General features: G+C 69.9%; 12 protein-coding genes. 3 read left to right on the forward strand and 9 right to left on the reverse strand.

What is annotated here, in order from left to right; all coding sequences use genetic code 11:
* Nucleotides 1–219 precede the first annotated feature (219 nt).
* The 3 genes from J4573_RS34300 to J4573_RS34310 all read right to left on the reverse strand — a co-directional run bounded on the left by J4573_RS34300 (nucleotide 220) and on the right by J4573_RS34310 (nucleotide 6,207).
* Complete coding sequence (locus J4573_RS34300) at nucleotides 220–1,584, reverse strand: HNH endonuclease signature motif containing protein (RefSeq protein ID WP_208260086.1); 1,365 nt, start codon at nucleotides 1,582–1,584, stop codon at nucleotides 220–222.
* 1,297 nt (nucleotides 1,585–2,881) lie between these two features.
* Nucleotides 2,882–4,627: a GMC oxidoreductase gene (locus J4573_RS34305; protein ID WP_279575673.1), complete on the reverse strand. Its 1,746-nt coding sequence runs from the start codon at nucleotides 4,625–4,627 to the stop codon at nucleotides 2,882–2,884.
* A gap of 14 nt (nucleotides 4,628–4,641) precedes the next feature.
* Entirely contained in the window at nucleotides 4,642–6,207 is a 1,566-nt protein-coding gene (locus tag J4573_RS34310; RefSeq protein WP_208260088.1) for a succinic semialdehyde dehydrogenase, read from the reverse strand.
* Nucleotides 6,208–6,563: 356 nt separating this feature from the next.
* Here J4573_RS34310 and J4573_RS34315 point away from each other — a divergent pair, with 356 nt between their 5' ends.
* A complete protein-coding gene (locus J4573_RS34315; RefSeq protein WP_243773993.1) occupies nucleotides 6,564–7,298 on the forward strand; it encodes a TetR/AcrR family transcriptional regulator in 735 nt (244 codons plus the stop codon).
* On the opposite strand, the gene J4573_RS34320 is transcribed toward J4573_RS34315, so the two are convergent.
* Complete coding sequence (locus tag J4573_RS34320) at nucleotides 7,295–8,266, reverse strand: DMT family transporter (protein WP_208260089.1); 972 nt, start codon at nucleotides 8,264–8,266, stop codon at nucleotides 7,295–7,297. The genes J4573_RS34315 and J4573_RS34320 overlap by 4 nt on opposite strands.
* A 57-nt stretch (nucleotides 8,267–8,323) precedes the next feature.
* Between J4573_RS34320 and J4573_RS34325 the strand changes: the two genes are divergently transcribed.
* Complete coding sequence (locus J4573_RS34325; RefSeq protein WP_208260090.1) at nucleotides 8,324–9,211, forward strand: LysR family transcriptional regulator; 888 nt, start codon at nucleotides 8,324–8,326, stop codon at nucleotides 9,209–9,211.
* Here the strand turns inward: J4573_RS34325 and J4573_RS34330 are convergent.
* Complete coding sequence (locus tag J4573_RS34330; RefSeq protein WP_208260091.1) at nucleotides 9,208–9,651, reverse strand: SRPBCC family protein; 444 nt, start codon at nucleotides 9,649–9,651, stop codon at nucleotides 9,208–9,210. The genes J4573_RS34325 and J4573_RS34330 overlap by 4 nt on opposite strands.
* A gap of 297 nt (nucleotides 9,652–9,948) precedes the next feature.
* Between J4573_RS34330 and J4573_RS34335 the strand changes: the two genes are divergently transcribed.
* The gene (locus tag J4573_RS34335; protein ID WP_208260092.1) at nucleotides 9,949–10,728 is read left to right on the forward strand and encodes a S1 family peptidase; all 780 of its coding nucleotides are present in this window, start codon (nucleotides 9,949–9,951) and stop codon (nucleotides 10,726–10,728) included.
* A gap of 236 nt (nucleotides 10,729–10,964) precedes the next feature.
* On the opposite strand, the gene J4573_RS34340 is transcribed toward J4573_RS34335, so the two are convergent.
* From J4573_RS34340 to guaB, 4 genes are all read right to left on the reverse strand, one after another.
* A complete protein-coding gene (locus J4573_RS34340) occupies nucleotides 10,965–12,179 on the reverse strand; it encodes a phospholipase D-like domain-containing protein (RefSeq protein WP_208260093.1) in 1,215 nt (404 codons plus the stop codon).
* 233 nt (nucleotides 12,180–12,412) lie between these two features.
* Nucleotides 12,413–14,152: a glycerol-3-phosphate dehydrogenase/oxidase gene (locus J4573_RS34345; RefSeq protein ID WP_208260094.1), complete on the reverse strand. Its 1,740-nt coding sequence runs from the start codon at nucleotides 14,150–14,152 to the stop codon at nucleotides 12,413–12,415.
* A 158-nt stretch (nucleotides 14,153–14,310) separates the two neighbouring features.
* On the reverse strand, nucleotides 14,311–15,420 hold the full coding sequence (locus tag J4573_RS34350) for a GuaB3 family IMP dehydrogenase-related protein (protein ID WP_208260223.1): 1,110 nt from the start codon (nucleotides 15,418–15,420) through the stop codon (nucleotides 14,311–14,313).
* 107 nt (nucleotides 15,421–15,527) lie between these two features.
* Nucleotides 15,528–17,027 (reverse strand): IMP dehydrogenase, encoded by a 1,500-nt coding sequence (gene guaB / locus J4573_RS34355; RefSeq protein ID WP_208260095.1) that lies wholly within the window; start codon nucleotides 17,025–17,027, stop codon nucleotides 15,528–15,530.
* Nucleotides 17,028–17,165: the final 138 nt, after the last annotated feature.

Genomic DNA, 17,165 nt, shown 5'->3' on the forward strand with positions numbered 1-17,165 from the left:
CCACGCCCCTAGCCAGCACCACATCCCTGAACGGACGCCGCATCCCTGACCAGCGCCACGCCCCCGGCCAGCGCCACATCCCTGAACGGACGCCGCATCCCTAGCCAGCGCCACGCCCCCGGCCAGCGCCACGCCCCTAGCCAGCACCACATCCCTGAACGGACGCCGCATCCCTGGACGGCACCACATCCCTGGCCAGTGCCACGTCGGCAGGCCTGATCATGCGGCTTTTGGGCGTGGGCGATCCTGGTGCCCGTGATTGGTCTGGCCCGTATCGCGACGAATGCCTTGACGGTGGTCGTCGCCAGGTGGATCACTGGCTGCCGGCGGCGGACTGCTGGTCCAGGCGAAACCAGTTCGGCTGGGCCGGGCCCTCCAGTGTTCGTTGGGTGGAAGTGCCCGGTAGGTGTAGCGGCCGTTGTCGTGGCTGATGTGCATCCGGTCCGGGTGGGTGTGTTTCCAGCGGTTGTGCCATCCGCAGCACAGTGCGAGCTTGTCGATGTCAGTGGGGCTGTCGCCGAGGGCCCATCCGTCGACGTGGTCAACCTCGCATAGCGCCGCAGGTACCTCGCATCCGTGCATCGCGCAGGTCGCGTAGAGCGTTTCCAGTACGCGGCGTTGTGCGGCGGTGGCGATCCGCACCGTCCGTCCCAGATACAACGGCAGGTTCCCCGGGCCGAGAATCAACGGGGATACACCCGCGCTAAGGGCGATCCGGCGGGCCTGCTCGGCCGGAACCGGAGACCCGTCCAGCAGCCGCGCGGGGGCCTGGCCCCCGGTCAACGTGTCCAGGTCGACGATGATGGTGACGCGGGTGTCCTTGTGCCCACCGGCCAGGATGACCATCAGTGCGGCGGCGGTGCGTTCGCTGTGGTCGCGCAGGTCGTCGGTGCCAGCGGGTTTGGTGAGGGTGCCCAGCGCACCATCCAGCACGGCGGCGTCCTCGGCGTTCAGCCAGCCCCGCACGTAGCGGCCGCCGTCCAGCGACCGGGAGGTGTCCAGCCACGACCGTTCATACCCGTGCGCGGCGTCCTCGGGAGGGGTGTCGCTGCCGTCGCGCTCGGCGATCAGGTCGGTGATGCGCTTGCCGAACGCGGCGATCTTGCCCGCCGACCAGCCCTCATCCACCAGCCCCAGCAGAACGCCTTCGGCCTTGCCGCAGTCAGCATCGTCCAGACGGTGCACCGCACTCGCGATCGTGGCCGCGTAGCCGTAGGACAGGTCCGCTGCGGCGGCACGCTTGGCGACCTGCGGCAGGCGAGGCAGCTGGCGGGCGTAAGTGAGGCGGTCCTTGGCCCGCCCCTCGCGCATGCCCAGGTGGTTGCGCAGCCACGCCAGCGTGGACGGCAGTGCCCACTCGGCCAGCACCCCCGCCCCATCCACCATGCCGATCAGCCTGGCCAGGGTGGTCTCGTGCAGGTCGATGGCCGCCGCGATCGTTTCGGCCTGCTGCATCGCAGCGGCCGGAGTGAGATCGGCGCCGGTGGTGGGGTCGCGGTGTGCGAGTTCGGCGGCGATGGCGGCGGCCGCCTGCACCAACTGGGTGGTGGAGGCGGTGCCAGTGTCGAGCACAACCGAACTCATACACCCGACCTTATCAAACAATCGAACACATGAGTGATTCATATCATCGGTATTCAGGTGACAAAAGTGTGGCTGCAGATAATCGGAGAGGTGCGGGTCTGGAGTGGCAGCCGGTGCGGCCTGGTTGTTCGTCCAACGGTAGGCGCGTTGCTGAGCACGGGTGAATCAGGGAAACTACGTGGCTGAGCTGGGTGGACGGCTGAGGGAACGCCGAAGTGACCCACTGCGCGCCCGCTGAACGATGCGCGCGTTACTGTCACGTTGGCTGAGGTCGCTGGTGAAGGAGGGGTGATCTGGTTACTGTCGGCGCGTGGTCCGGTAGGCGACGGGCATTCACGTCCACAAACCGTCATTCGCGGCCAAGCACCCGATCGCGACATTCTCCCAAGCGAATTCCGGACGATTCAGGTTGCCCGGAGTCTGGCTCATCGCCGCAGGCGATGAGCGATGCCCAGCCGCAACGACCGCGACAACATCACCCTTCCTCAGCCAGCAACCTCAGCCGAAGTGACGGCAACCCACCACCTGCCGCACCGCCCCCGCCGACCGGGAGGGGTCCACCCTGGTCACGCGCGCCGCCCAGCCACGGCCGTCCGAGACGCGCCGACCCGGCGCGCAGCGAGCGCCAGCGAGCGAGCACCGGAAGCGGCGCGTGCCGATCGCCCCCAGCCACGCACCCAACCCCAGCCACGAGAAGGCGATCGTCGGCACCAACCCCGCACCCCACCTGCGGCAGCCACCACCGCAACGCCCGCCTACCGAGACCTGCCCACCAACCTGCGGCAGCCACACCGCAACACCCACTTGCCAAAAGCGCCCGCCAACCTGCGGCAGCCAACCTGCGGCAGTCAACGTCGCGGCGCCCACCCACCGAAACCTGCCCGCCAATCCACGGCAGCCGAACTGCAATGACTGCTCATCGAACACAAGACGCGAACGGCCGCGCACCGCGTGTGCAGTCCCTTCGCGAGCGGCGAACGGCAAGAGGCGGACGGCGGCGGCAGACGGTGGCGGCAGACGGTGGCGAGCAGACCGCGGCGGACAGACCGCGGCGGACAGACCGCGGCGGACAGACCGCGGCGGACAGACCGCGGCGGACAGACCGCGGCGGACGGTGGCGGCGGACGGTAACGGGCAGACCGTGGCGGGCAGACAGTGGCCGATCGACTGCAGCAGCCAGCGGCAGATGGCGGACGACAGCCAGCAGCGGACGGCGGCCAGCGGCAATGACGGACGGTTGGCTAGGGCGTCAGGTGGCTAGGGCGTCAGGTGGCTAGGGCGTCAGGTGGCTAGGGCGTCAGGTGGTGCCGACGATGGGGAGGTTGAGGGCGCCGGGGGCGTTGGCCGGGACGACCGGGTTCTTGGGCGCCACGGCGGACAGACGCTGGTAGGCCTCACCGGGGGCCGGGCGCGCGTCCACCTCGCCCTTGTTGGGCCAGAACGACATGGCGCGTTCGGCCTGCGCGGTGATGGTGAGCGACGGGTTCACGCCGAGGTTGGCCGACACCGCCGAGCCGTCCACGATGTGCAGGCCGGGGTGGCCGTACACGCGGTGGTAGGGGTCGATGACGCCGGTCTCCGGGGAGTCGCCGATCACGCAGCCGCCCAGGAAGTGCGCGGTCATCGGGATGTCGAACAGGTCGCCCCAGGAGCCGCCCGCGATGCCGCCGACCTCCTCGGCCAGCATCCGGGACGCCTCGTGGCCGTCGGGGATCCAGGTCGGGTTGGGCTCGCCGTGGCCCTCGCCCGCGCGCACGTCCCAGCCGAACGAGCCGCGCTTGGGCTTGAGGGTGATCGAGTTGTCGCGGGTCTGCATGACCAGCGCGATGACGGTGCGCTCGGACCAGGTCCGCACGTCGAAGAGCTGCGCGAGGTCCTGCGGGCGGCGGGCCACCTCGCGCAGGAACTTCAGGATGCGCGGCTTGTGGCGTTCACCGGGGCCGTCGCCGTCGATGAGCAGCGTCTGCAGGCCCGCCATCAGGTTGGAGCCCTTGCCGTAGCGGACCGGCTCGATGTGGGTGTCGGGCGTCGGGTGGAACGACGAGGTGATCGCCACGCCCTTGGAGTAGTCCGGGCCGGGCACGCCGTTCTTGCGCCCGGCGCCGAGGATCGCCTCGGAGTTGGTGCGGGTGAGTGCGCCGAGGCGGTCGGAGACGCGCGGCAGCAGGCCGGTCTTCTTGAGCTTGTGCAGGAGCTTCTGCGTGCCGTACGTCCCGGCGGCGAAGACGACCTGGGAGGTGGTGAAGGTCTTGCGGTTGCGGCCGAACGAGCCGGTCCGCACGATCTCCACCTCGTACCCGCCGCCCGCGAGCGGCGTCACGCGCGTGACCCGGCTGAGCGGCATCACGCGGGCGCCGGCCTTCTCGGCCAGGTAGAGGTAGTTCTCGGTGAGCATGTTCTTGGCGCCGTGGCGGCAGCCGACCATGCACTCGCCGCACTCGGTGCAGCCGCGGCGCTTCGGCCCGGCGCCGCCGAAGTACGGGTCGTCGCTCTCCACGCCGGGGCCCGCGCCGAAGTGCACGCCGACCGGGGTCATGACGAACGTCTCGCCCTTGCCCATCCGGTCGGCGACCTTCTTGATCTCGCGGTCGGCGTCGGTCATCGTCGGGTTCCGCACGACGCCGAGCATCCGCTTGGCCTGGTCGTAGTAGGGCGCCAGCTCGTTCTGCCAGTCGGTGATGTGCGCCCACTGCCGGTCGGCGAAGAACGGCGCGGGCGGCACGTACAGCGTGTTGGCGTAGTTGAGCGAGCCGCCGCCGACGCCGGCGCCCGCGAGCACCATCACGCGGCTGGACTTGGCGCCCCTGATCAGGTGGATGCGCTGCATGCCGGTGAGCCCGAGGCCGGGCGCCCAGATGTAGCGCGAGAGCTTCCAGTTGGTCTTGGGCAGCTCCGGGTAGCGCGACCCGGGCTCACCGCCCTGGCCCGTGTCGAAGCGGCGGCCCGCCTCGATCACGCCGACCTTGTAGCCCTTCTCGGTCAGGCGCAGCGCCGTGACGCTGCCGCCGAAGCCCGAGCCGATGACCAGAACGTCGAAGTCCATCCGCAACAGCCCTACTACTTGATCCGCAGCTTCTTCATCATCTTGATGCCGTTCGCCATCATGTCGGCGAACTTGTCGTAGGAGATGTTGCCGGGCGGCTCCAGGTCCATGAAGTGCTGGCTGGCGACCGTCTGCACCTCGGTGAACTTCAGCAGGCCCTCCGAGCCGTGCCGGCGGCCGACGCCCGACTGCTTGAAGCCGCCCATCGGCGCGTCGTAGGAGGCGTAGGCGGCGCCGTAGCCGTCGTTGATGTTGACCGTTCCCGCCTGGATGCGACCGGCCAGGCGGCGGCCGCGCGCCACGTCCTTGGTCCAGATCGAGGCGTTCAGGCCGTAGGTGGTGTCGTTGGCGGTGCCGACGACCTCGTCCTCGCTGCGGAACTTGTAGATCGACACGACCGGGCCGAACGTCTCGTTCCCGCACAGGTCCATGTCGGTGGTGACGTCGGTCAGCACGGTCGGCTCGTAGAAGAGCGGGCCGACGTCGGGCCGGGCCTTGCCGCCCGCCAGGACCGTCGCGCCCTCCTTGACGGCCTGCTCGACGTGGTGGCTGACCACGTCCAGCTGGCGCGGGAAGGTCAGCGAGCCCATCTCGGCGCTGAAGTCCAGGTCGCTGCCGAGCTTCATGTTCTCGACCTGCTTCACGAACGCGGGCACGAAGCGGTCGTAGATGTCCTCGTGGACGTACATCCGCTCGATCGAGATGCACAGCTGCCCGGCGTTGGTGAAGCAGGCGCGGACGGCGCCGCGGGCGGTGCGCTCGACGTCGGCGTCGTCCAGCACGATCATCGGGTTCTTGCCGCCGAGCTCCATCGAGTAGCTGATGAGGCGCGGCGCGACCTTCTCGGTGATCGCGCGCCCGGCGCGGGTGGAGCCGGTGAACGAGACGTAGTCGGCGTTCTCCACCAGCGGGTCGCCGATCTCGGCCGGGTCGCCGACGACGACCTGCCAGATGTCCTTGGGCAGGCCGAGCGACACCAGCAGGTCCAGCACCCACAGGCTGGACAGGCACGTCTGGGTGTCGGGCTTGTGGATCACCGCGTTCCCCGCCATCAGCGCGGGCGCGATGTCGCTGGCGCCGAGCGCGAAGGGGTAGTTCCACGGCGAGATGAGCGCGACGACGCCCTTCGGGTGGCGCAGCTCCTGCACGCGGGTGACGCCCGGCATCATGCCCTGGCGGCGGCGCGGCTTCAGCAGCTTCTCGGCGCGGCGCGCGTAGTAGAGCGAGCAGAGCGCGACGTCCAGGAACTCCTCCAGCGCGTGGCGCCGGGCCTTGCCGGTCTCCAGCTGGATGACGTCCAGGATCTCCTCGCGGCGGTCCACCAGGGCCTCGGACAACCGAAGGAAGGGCTTCACCCGTTCGCGAACGGGGAGGGCGGCCCACGCGCGCTGGGCCTTGTGGGCCCGCTCGTAGGCGGTGCGCACGTCGTCCGCGCTGGACACCGGCAGCTTGGCCAGCGGCTCGCCGGTGAACGGCGCGGAGATCGTCGTGGTGTCGGCGCCACCGGCCACGATGTGCGAGGTCAGCCGCTCGATCAAGGCAGTTGAGAGGGTATGCCCGGAGACCTTCGGAGATGCCATGTCAGCAGACTATGACCACCTGGCCACCCGACGCTACCCGCAGGTAACGAGGCGTTCGCGGTGATCTGGACCACATATCCAATAGCAGTCCCCCGTATTGGGCGCCCCAGCGGACCACTCCAGGCAAGAGGCTTGTCCACCCCCGGATGGACCACTCTCCGCTGATCGAATACGGACCGTTCCAGAATGGCCGTTCTGACCGAACCTGCGGACTGACCATGACCTGTCGGTGTATTCCGGGAAGTGGAGACGAACACAGCGTGAACCCGTCGTCGCCGAGTGGGATGTCTGCTGCCGCGCGTCCCGCCCGTCGGCCCCGGGGACCTTGTGCCGCGAGTGAGGGGAGATCCACCACCATGATCGACGCCCAGAACGGACGCCGGACAGCGGAGAGCGGCAGCAAGACGCCGGACGGCCAGATACCGGCGGGCCAGGCGCCGAACGGCGGGCCCGCCGTCGGCAGGGCCACCATGAACGGCAGAAGCACCGTCGGCGGCTCCAAGGGAGGACGCCGCCAGGAGCGCCGAGAACACACGCGCAGCGCATTGCTAGGGGCGGCCCAGCAGCTCTGGGCCGAACGCGGCATCCACGGCGCGTCCCTGGACGATGTCGCCGCCGCCGCGGGGCTGACCAAGGGAGCCGTCTACTCCAACTTCGCAGGCAAGACCGACCTGCTGCTGGCCCTGCTCGAGCGCTACACCCACGACCGCATCGGTACGGAGGTCTGCGACGAGCTCCGCGACACCGAGCGGCCCCTGGAGGAACGCTTCGAACGCGCCGGGCAGGCCTATGCCGCACGCCTGGAGACCGAGGACGCGCGCCTGCTGGCCCTGCTCCTCGTGGAGTTCTGGCTGTACGGCATGCGCGACTTCGCCGCCGGATGGCGCATCTCCGACTGGTACGCCGAACGCCGCGCGTACATAGCCCGGGGCCTCGCCGAGACCGACGACGTCTCGTCCCACGACCGCGCGACGCTCGTCATGGCGCTGGACTTCGGCCTGGCGTTCCAGCACCTCCTGGACCCCGACCGCGTCGACGCCAAGCTTTACGCCACCGGCATGCGCATGGTCCTGGAGCACTCACTCCCCTAACGGGGCGTCGCGGTCTCGCGGGCGGGCAGCGCGACCTCCTCCTGAACGTCCATGCCCGCGTCGCCGTTCTCGTCGGACCCGCCCCCGGCCGACGCGGACAGCGGCCGCCCCTGGACGTTGATCAGAACGACGCCGAGGATGCTGATGAGGCCCCCGGCGAGCTCGACGAGGCGCGGGACCTCGCCCAGCCAGACGAAGGCGACGGCCAGCGCGACCGGCGGGACCAGGTAGAGCGCGGCGGTGGAGGAGGCCATGCTGAGGCGTGCGACGGCGTACGCCCAGACGACGAAGCCGAGCGCGGACGGCAGCAGGCCCAGATAGAGGGCCGACGCGGTCGCGGACGGCGGGGCGGTGGCGGCGGCGCGGACGGCCGAGGGCGCGAGCGGGACGAGGAAGAGCGTCCCGGTCCACATGGCGTACGAGGCGACCTCGACGCCCGTGTAGCGCTTGAGCAGCGGCTTGCTCGCGAAGTGGTAGACGCCCTGGACGATCGCCGCCGCCAGGACCACCAGCGCGCTCGCGGACAAGCGCGCGTTCCCGCCCGCGACGGCGATGACGGCCGATCCGGCCACGGCGATCGCACTGCCGGCGGCGATCCGGGCGGTCAGGCGTTCACCCAGCAGGGCCGTGGCGAGCAGAACGCTGTAGACCGGCGCCGTCGCCACCAGCAGGCTCGCCGTCCCTGCGGGCACGTGCACCTCACCCCAGTTGAGGAGCAGCTGGTAGGCGGTCATGCCCGTCAGGCCGGAGAGCGCGATGAGGGGCAGGTCCCGCGGGCGCGGCATCCGGACCCGCAGCGGTACGGCGGTGAGGGCGAGCGCCAGGGAGGCCGTTGCCAGGCGCAGGAACGACAGGCCGCCGGCTCCCAGGCCGTTCAGGCCCACGCGGATCGCGGGGAACGCGGACGCCCACAGCACGACGGTCGCGGCCAGGGCCAGGTGCGAGGTCTTCACGCCTTTCAGGCTCACGCGTAGGATAGGAAAGGTCTAGTTACTCTTTATTGGCTGATTGAGAAGGTCTTCTTAATGTTGGACACGCGGCGGATGCGGTTGCTGCGCGAGCTCTCGGTTCACGGGACCGTGACGGCGACGGCCGAGGCGCTGCACCTCACCGGCCCGGCCGTGTCACAGCAGCTGGCCGCGCTGGAACGCGAGGCCGGGATGCCGCTGCTGGAGAAGCAGGGCCGCCGGCTGCGGCTCACGGCGGCCGGAAGCCTGCTGGTCGAGCACGCCGAGGTCATCCTGGGCGGCCTCGCCGCCGCGGAGGCCGACCTGGAGGCGCTGCGCGGCGGCGGCCGTGGCGTGGTCCGGATCGCGGCGTTCCCGTCGGCCGCTCGCGTGCTGATGCCGCGCGTCTGGCGGCGGCTGGCGAACGACCTGGAGCTGCACCTGACCGATCGCGAGCCCGGTCCGGCCGTCGAGGCGTTGCGGCAGCGCGACGCCGATGTCGCGGTCGTGCACGCCTACAGCCTGCTCCCCCGCGAACTGCCGCCCGGATGCGAGCAGCATCGGGTGATGGACGACCCGGTCCTGCTCGCCCTTCCCGAGGGACGAGTGGAGGCGGGCGCGGTCGTGGACCTCGGGTCGTTCGCCGAGGACGACTGGCTGATGCCCGGACCCGAGACCTCGTGCCACGAACTGACCAGGCGGGCATGCGGAGCCGCCGGATTCGTACCCCGCCCGGTCGCCGTGGCCAGCGACTTCTCCGTGCTGACCGCGCTCGTGGCGGCGGGCGCGGGCGTCGCGCTCGTGCCGGAGATGGCGTTGCCCGCGAACGTGCAGGGAGTCGGCGTGCATCCGCTCGCCCAGCCGATCACCCGCACGATCTCCGCGTTCACCAGGGCGGGCGAGTCCCGCCAGCCGCACATCCGGAGGGTCCTCGACGAGCTCCAGGCGAACGACCCCGTTGCCTAGGGCGTCGTCAGCGCCTTGTCGGCGGCGTGCAGGATCCTGCCGAAGACGTAGGCGATCACCGGCTTGGCGACGACGCGGGTGACGACCGCGCCGAACGGGACGGGCACCTCGAAGGTGGTCGTCCAGACGATCTCGGTGCCCTGCGCGACCTCGGTGAACGTCATGCGGCCGAGTTCGTGGCGGGCGGGCGGGATGGAGCGGTCGACGGTGTAGTCGAAGTCGTGCGGCGGGTTGTAGGCGGTGATCCGTTCGCGGAACCAGCCGATCGCCCACGTGTGCAGCCGGATCGCGCCCACTCCGTACGGGGCTCCCTGGCCGTGCCGGGCCAGCCGCGCCCTGAGGATGAGCGCGGAACGGGTGTAGTTGGTCGTCGTGGCGCACCAGTCGAATACGTCGGCGATCGGTGCGGCGATGACGCGCCGGACTGTCAGGGTCTCCACTGTCATCCTCCCTCGGGAGCGCCCCACTGAGGCTCAGCGAGGCTCACAGAGGGGACCGTTGGGTGATCTCGACCGTGACAACCCGGGCGGTGACGTGCATCACGCGCGCGATGTACCACGTCGCCTGGATCAACCAAAGGGTTTACCGATCCTGACGGCCGTATGTGGCCAAAGTGGCACATGACCCGTCCGAGGCTCTTGCACCCGTTTGAGAGCCAATGTTCATTATGAGCGTGCTTCATGTCCGGCCCGTACAAAGCCGTACGGGTCGCTCCGCTCCCCCCAGGAGGCACGTACATGACCCACCGTTTCAGCAGGGCGGCTCTGATCGGAGCGGCCTCGCTGGCCATGCTCGCGTCCCCCGCCACCATCGCCCACGCCACCGCCAAGCCCACCCCGCCGCCGAAGCCCTACGTGGTCGGCGGCACCCCCGCCAAGGCGGGCGAGTACCCGTGGATGGTGCGCCTGTCCATGGGATGCGGCGGCGCCCTCTACGCCAAGGACATCGTCCTCACCGCACAGCACTGTGTCGCCGGCGAGGACCCGACCGGGGTCACCGCCACCGCCGGCGTCATCGACCTGCAGGACCCCGCCGCCCAGGTCGCGCACTCCACCAAGATCACCGCCGGTGGCGGTCCCGGCAAGAAGGACTGGGCCGTCATCAAGCTCGACAAGGCCCTCGACCTTCCCACCCTGAAGATCGCCGAGGACGACTCCCTCAACAGCGGCGACTTCGACATCGTGGGCTGGGGCGCCGACAAGGAGGGCGGCGACCAGCAGCGCTACCTCCTGAAGGCCCAGGTCCCGTTCGTCGACGACGCCAAGTGCCAGGCCGCCTACAGCAACCTGGTGCCGGCCGTGGAGATCTGCGCCGGGAAGCTGGACACCGGCGGCGTCGACACCTGCCAGGGCGACTCCGGCGGCCCGATGGTCCGCAAGAACGACCAGGGCGAGTGGATCGAAGTCGGCATCGTCAGCTGGGGAGACGGCTGCGCCCGTCCCGGCAAGCCCGGTGTCTACGGCGAGGTGAGCTCGTTCGCCGGAGACATCAAGGCCGCGGCCGACGCACTCGGCTAAGGCCACAGGACGGCCTGGGCTGAGCTGGGCTGGGCCTGGCCCAGGCTGATCCATCGCGCGTGCGCCAAGCCACCGGGCGGCCCCTGGCCCCGCTCCCACCCGGTGGTCGCACGCCAAGAGGGGGTCTCCCGCTGGAGGAACGGGAGGCCCCCTCTTCTTGGCCTGCGTTCTTGCTGCCTGTTTCGCCTAGCCGGCTCGCTGCCTGCTTCGCCTAGACGGCTTGCTTCCTGCGTCGCCTAACCGGCGTCGTCCACTGCGCCTTCGGGCGGGGTGGGGACGTTCTCGTTGACGAGCCACGACGTGATGTGAAGACGGCCCTTGGCGAGGCCGAACACCTGGTTGAAGTTGCGAACGTAGGCGTCGTGGACGGTGGCGTTCTCCAGGGTCACCATCGCCTCGTCGTTATGACGAAGGGCCGCGTTGGTGTAGCTGTGGCTGCCCGTCATGACGACCTTGCGGCGGCGGCCGTCGTAGTAGCCGTCGATGAGCAGGTACTTGGAATGCGCCGAGGCCACCTGGTTGTCGAAGAACCTGACGTCGGCGCCGCCGTGCGGCCCTCCGCGTGAGAGCTCCTTGCGGGCCGGTACGCCGATGCTGCCGCTCACGACCTGCACCTCGCAGCCCGCGGCGTCCAGGTCGCTCAGCTTCTTGGCGACCTCCGCGCGGTCGAAGATGCCGCTGGACAGGCGGATCCTCGTGCCGCCCGTGCACCGCACCTTGTTCAGGTCGTACACGATCGGGTCGCCAGTGGCCTTGGGGAAGAACGAGACCTTGCTGGTGCCCGACCGCACCTCACGGAAGTAGTTGCCGTTGGCCTTGTGCTTGGACAGCGCGTAGAAGTAGCCGCGGTAGGCGTCGTACAGCTTGCGGTCGGTCAGGGTGATGGAGTCGTTCCACTGGGCGTACATGCCACCCGTCGCGTTGCCCGAGGTCTGCACGAGCACGTTGCGCGAGTCGTAGGTGTGGGTGAACAAGTAGAACTTGTTGTGGTTCTTGGCCCCGTACTCACCGGTCTTGCCCGGGACCGCCGGGGCGATGCAACCGCGGTCCTTGGGGCACATGTCCACCCAGGACGCCTTGCGCTTGTCGGTCCCGAGGTTGCGCTTGATGTACGCCAGGACGTTCGGGTGCTTGAACGCGGCGCCGTAGTCGAGCACCAGGCGGACCTTCACACCCCGCCGCTTGGCCGCGACCAGCGCCTTGGCCATGCCCTCGGTGTTGAGCCTGAAGAGCGAGAGGTCGATCTCCGAGCCCTTGGCCGAGTGGGCGATCAGCTTCTTGATGTAGAGGTCGATCGAGCCCTGCTGCTGGAGGTTGCCCGACGGCTTGTTGAAGTGAGGGCCTTGCGGGACGAGCACCGGCTTTCTCTTCTTGTTCTTCTTGCCCGTCATGGGCTTCACCAGCGCCGGCGTGGACGCCGCCGAGGCCGCGGTGGCCTCCGCGGAGACCATCGCCGTGGTGATGAGAAGTCCTCCGGTAACGATCGCCAGCCGTCGCACTAAACCCTCCCGCCTCGCCGGTCACATGATCCGGCCAAGCGGGAGGTTAACACTTCACGACAAGAGCGGACATTCACCTCAAGTGATAAATGTCGTTGCTCCTCATGTGACAAATCTCGTCACAGCGTCATGACCTGTCACGACGCCGTGGCGACGCGGCATCACGACGCCACAGCGACGCGAGGTCAGGGCGTGGCGGTGGGCACGATGTCGGGGGCGCCGCGACGGGTCGCGTCGGCCTCCTGGTCGCCCACCTTGCTCTGCGAGTCGCGCTCGGCCTCTATGCGCTTGCGGTAGTACTCCACCTCGCGGTCGGTCTGCTTCTTCGACCAGCCGAGCACCGGCGCGAGCAGGTCCGCGGCCTCCTTGGCGACGCCGATGCCGCGGTCCCAGGTCTCTATCGAGATCCGGGTGCGGCGGGCCAGCACGTCGTTCAGGTGCCGGGCGCCCTCGTGCGAGGCCGCGTAGACGATCTCGGCGCGCAGGTAGTCGTCGGCGCCCGCCAGCGGCTTGCCGAGGTCGGGCTTGTCCTTGATCAGCCCGAGCAGGTCGTCGACGAGCGTCCCGTGCCGCCCGAGCAGGTGCTCGATCCGCGCCACGTGCAGGCCCGACTTGGCGGCCAGGCGGTGCCGCGCGTTCCACATCGCCTGGAAGCCGTCGCCGCCGACCAGCGGGATGCGGTCGGTGCACGACTCGGCCACCTTGCCGTCCAGGCCGTGCGCGACCGCGTCGATCGCGTCCTTGGCCATCACCCGGTACGTGGTGAACTTGCCGCCCGCGATCAAGACCAGCCCCGGCACGGGGTGCGCGACGATGTGCTCGCGGGACAGCTTGGAGGTCTCGTCGTTCTCCCCCGACAGCAGCGGCCGCAGCCCCGCGTAGACGCCCTCGACGTCGTCGTGGGTGAGCGGGGTCGTGAGCACCGAGTTCACATGGTCCAGGACGTAGTCGATGTCGGCCTTGGACGCGGCCGGGTGGGCCTTGTCGAGCGTCCAGCCGGTGTCGGTCGTCCCGATGATCCAGTGCCGTCCCCACGGGATGACGAACAGCACCGACTTCTCGGTGCGCAGCAGGATCCCGGTGGCCGAGTGGATGCGGTCCTTCGGAACGACCAGGTGGATGCCCTTGGACGCGCGCACGTGGATCTGCCCGCGGCCGCCGACCAGTTCCTGGATGTCGTCGGTCCACACCCCGGTCGCGTTCACCACCTGCTTGGCGCGCACCTCGCTGGTCGCGCCGGACTCCAGGTCGCGCACGCGCAGCCCGGTCACCCGCTCGCCCTCGCGCAGGAAGCCGATGCACTGCGTGCGGGAGGCGATCTGGGCGCCGTACTCCGCGGCGGTGCGCAGCACCATCATCACGTAGCGGGCGTCGTCCATCTGCGCGTCCCAGAGCTGGATCGCTCCAACAAAGGCGTCCTTACGCAAGGACGGAGCCAGCTTCAGGGCGCCCCGCCTGGTCAGGTGCTTGTGGTGCGGCACGCCGCGCGTGCTGCCCATCTGCACCGAGAGCAGGTCGTACAGCGCCACGCCGGCACCGAAGTAGCCGCGCTCCCAGACCCGCTTGGTCGTCGGCAGCAGGAACGGCACCGGGCGCACGAGATGCGGCGCGATCTGCTGGAGCAGCAGCCCGCGTTCGGTCAGCGCCTCGCGGACCAGGTCGAAGTTGTACTGCTCCAGATATCTCAGCCCGCCGTGGATGAGCTTGGACGAACGCGAGGACGTGCCGGAGGCGAAGTCGCGCGCCTCCACGACCGCGACCGACAGGCCGCGGGTGGCGGCGTCGAGGGCGGCGCCCGCCCCGACGATGCCGCCGCCCACGACCACGACGTCGAATTCCTCGCGCCCCATCCGGTCCAGGGCCGCCGCGCGTTCCGCCGGCCCCAGCCGCGAGTTGCCCAGTCCGGTCACCGGTGATCCCGTCATCGCGCCACCCCTTGCACGGTTGGGTTATCAAGCTCTGCTAGCTCTACCTACCCAACAGTAAGGAAGCACCCGCACCAAGACCACCGATTCCGGTCGCGGATGAGTGAGACCCAGGCCTCAGTCCCGGCGCGGCACTCTCAGTCCCGGCGGCCGTGCCCTCAGTCCCGGCGCGGCGCGACCACGACCTGGACGCGCTGGAACTCCTTGAGCTCGGTGTAGCCGGAGGTCGCCATGGCCCGGCGGAGCGCGCCGATCAGGTTCATCGAGCCGTCGGCCACGTGGGACGGGCCGTACAGCAGCTGCTCCAGGCTGCCCATCGTGCCCAGGTGCAGGCGGGTGCCGCGCGGCACGTCGCCGTGGTGGGCCTCGCTGCCCCAGTGGTAGCCGCGGCCCGGCGCCTCGGTGGAACGGGCGAACGGCGAGCCGATCATGACGGCGTCCGAGCCGCAGGCGAACGCCTTGGCGAGGTCGCCGCTGTTGGTCATGCCGCCGTCGGCGATCACGTGCACGTACCGGCCGCCGGACTCGTCGAGATAGTCGCGGCGGGCCGCGGCCACGTCGGCGACCGCGGTCGCCATCGGCACGGCGACGCCCAGAACGGTACGGCTCGTGTGTCCGGAACCCCCGCCGAAACCGACCAGTACCCCGGCCGCGCCGGTCCGCATCAGGTGCAGGGCGGCGGTGTACGTCGAGCAGCCGCCGACGATCACCGGGACGTCCAGGTCGTAGATGAACTGCTTGAGGTTCAGCGGCTCGGCCCGGCCGGACACGTGCTCGGCCGACACCGTGGTGCCGCGGATCACGAACAGGTCCACCCCCGCGTCTATCACGGCCTTGTGGAACTGGGCCGTACGCTGCGGCGACAGCCGGGCCGCGACGGTCACGCCCGCCTCGCGGACCTCCTCGATCCGCCGGCCGATCAGCTCCTCCTTGATCGGCTCGGTGTAGATCTCCTGGAGCCGGCGGGTCGCCCGCGAGTCGTCCAGCGAGGCGATCTCGGCCAGCAGCGGCTCGGGGTTCTCGTACCGCGTCCACAGGCCCTCGAGGTCGAGCACGCCGAGCCCGCCCAGGTTGCCGATGGCGATCGCGGTGGCCGGGCTGACCACGCTGTCCATCGGCGCGACGAGCAGCGGGATCTCGAACCGGTAGGCGTCGACCTGCCAGGCGACGCTGACCTCCTCGGGGTCGCGCGTCCGGCGCGACGGCACGATGCCGATGTCATCGAACGCGTACGCCCGGCGGCCGCTCTTGCCCCGCCCGATCTCCACCTCAGCAGCCACAGATCTTCCTCTCAAACCTTGATCAACAAGGAGTGTTCCCGCGCACGGCGAAAACAAGCCCTGGCGGAGCCTATGTCGTCGAGCGGGGGAACCGCTTAGCGGCCCTGGTAGTTCGGGGCCTCGACGGTCATCTGGATGTCGTGCGGGTGGCTCTCCTTCAGGCCCGCCGCGGTGATCTGCATCAGCGAGCCGCGCTCCTTCAGCTCGGGGATCGTCCGGGCCCCGGCGTACCACATCGACTGGTGGAGGCCGCCGACCAGCTGGTGGGCGACGTTGGAGAGCGGGCCGCGGTAGGGCACCTGGCCCTCGACGCCCTCGGGGATCAGCTTCTCCTCAGCGGACACGTCCGCCTGGGCGTAGCGGTCCTTGGAGAACGAGAGGCCGCCGCGCTCGCGGTTGCGCATCGCGCCGAGCGAGCCCATGCCGCGGTACGACTTGTACTGCTTGCCGTGCACGAAGATCAGCTCGCCCGGGGACTCCTCGACGCCCGCCAGCAGGCTGCCGAGCATCACCGTGTCGGCGCCCGCAACGATGGCCTTGGCGATGTCGCCCGAGTACTGCAGGCCGCCGTCGCCGATCACCGGGACGCCGCCCTCGCGCGCGGCCCGCGCGGCCTCGTAGATCGCGGTGATCTGCGGGACGCCGACGCCCGCGACGACCCGGGTCGTGCAGATGGAGCCGGGCCCGACGCCGACCTTGACCGCGTCCGCGCCCGCGTCGATCAGGGCCTTCGCCCCGGCGTAGGTGGCGATGTTGCCGCCGACCACGTCCACCCGCGAGTTGGCCTTGATCTTGCCGATGGTGTCCACGACGCCCTTGGAGTGGCCGTGCGCGGTGTCCACGATGATCACGTCGGTGCCGGCCTCGATCAGGGCCTGCGCGCGGCGGATCGCGTCCTCGCCGACGCCCACCGCCGCCGCGACGACCAGCCGGCCGTCGGCGTCCTTGGTGGAGTTCGGGTACTGCTCGCTCTTGGTGAAGTCCTTGACCGTGATCAGCCCGCGCAGCCGGCCCTCGCCGTCGATCAGCGGCAGCTTCTCGATCTTGTTGCTGGCCAGCAGCTGGAACGCCTCGTCCTTGGACACGTCCACCGGCGCGGTGATCAGCGGCATCGGGGTCATGACCTCGCGGACCGGCCGCGACAGGGCGGTCTCGAAGCGCATGTCGCGGTTGGTCACGATGCCGACCAGCACGCCCCGTACATCGGTCACCGGCACGCCGGAGATCCGGAAGCGGGCGCAGAGCTCCTCGACGTCGGCCAGGGTCGCGTCCGGCAGGCAGGTGACCGGGTTGGTCACCATCCCGGCCTCGGACCGCTTGACCCGGTCGGCCTGCTCGGCCTGCTCCTCGACCGGCATGTTGCGGTGCAGCACGCCGACGCCGCCCTGGCGCGCCATCGCCACCGCCGTACGGGCCTCGGTCACGGTGTCCATCGCCGCCGACACCAGCGGGATCCGCAGCGTGATGTTGCGCGACAGCCGGGTCGTCGTGTCGGCGTCGCCGGGCTGCAGGTCGGAATAACCCGGCAGCAGCAGCACGTCGTCAAAGGTCAGGCCCTGCTGTACGAACTTCGCGGGGTCGGCTGCGGGGTTCATGACTACCTTCCCGTAGTGGGTGGCCCAGGATGGAAACGGCATGTGGAACGGCATCCCGCCAGGTCACGGCGGCCTCGTTCCATGGTAGGGCGTGACACGCCCGGGAACCCGCCGCTTTCCAGCGCGAAGCACGTGGCG

This window comes from Actinomadura barringtoniae, assembly GCF_017573505.1.
Taxonomy (GTDB): domain Bacteria; phylum Actinomycetota; class Actinomycetes; order Streptosporangiales; family Streptosporangiaceae; genus Spirillospora; species Spirillospora barringtoniae.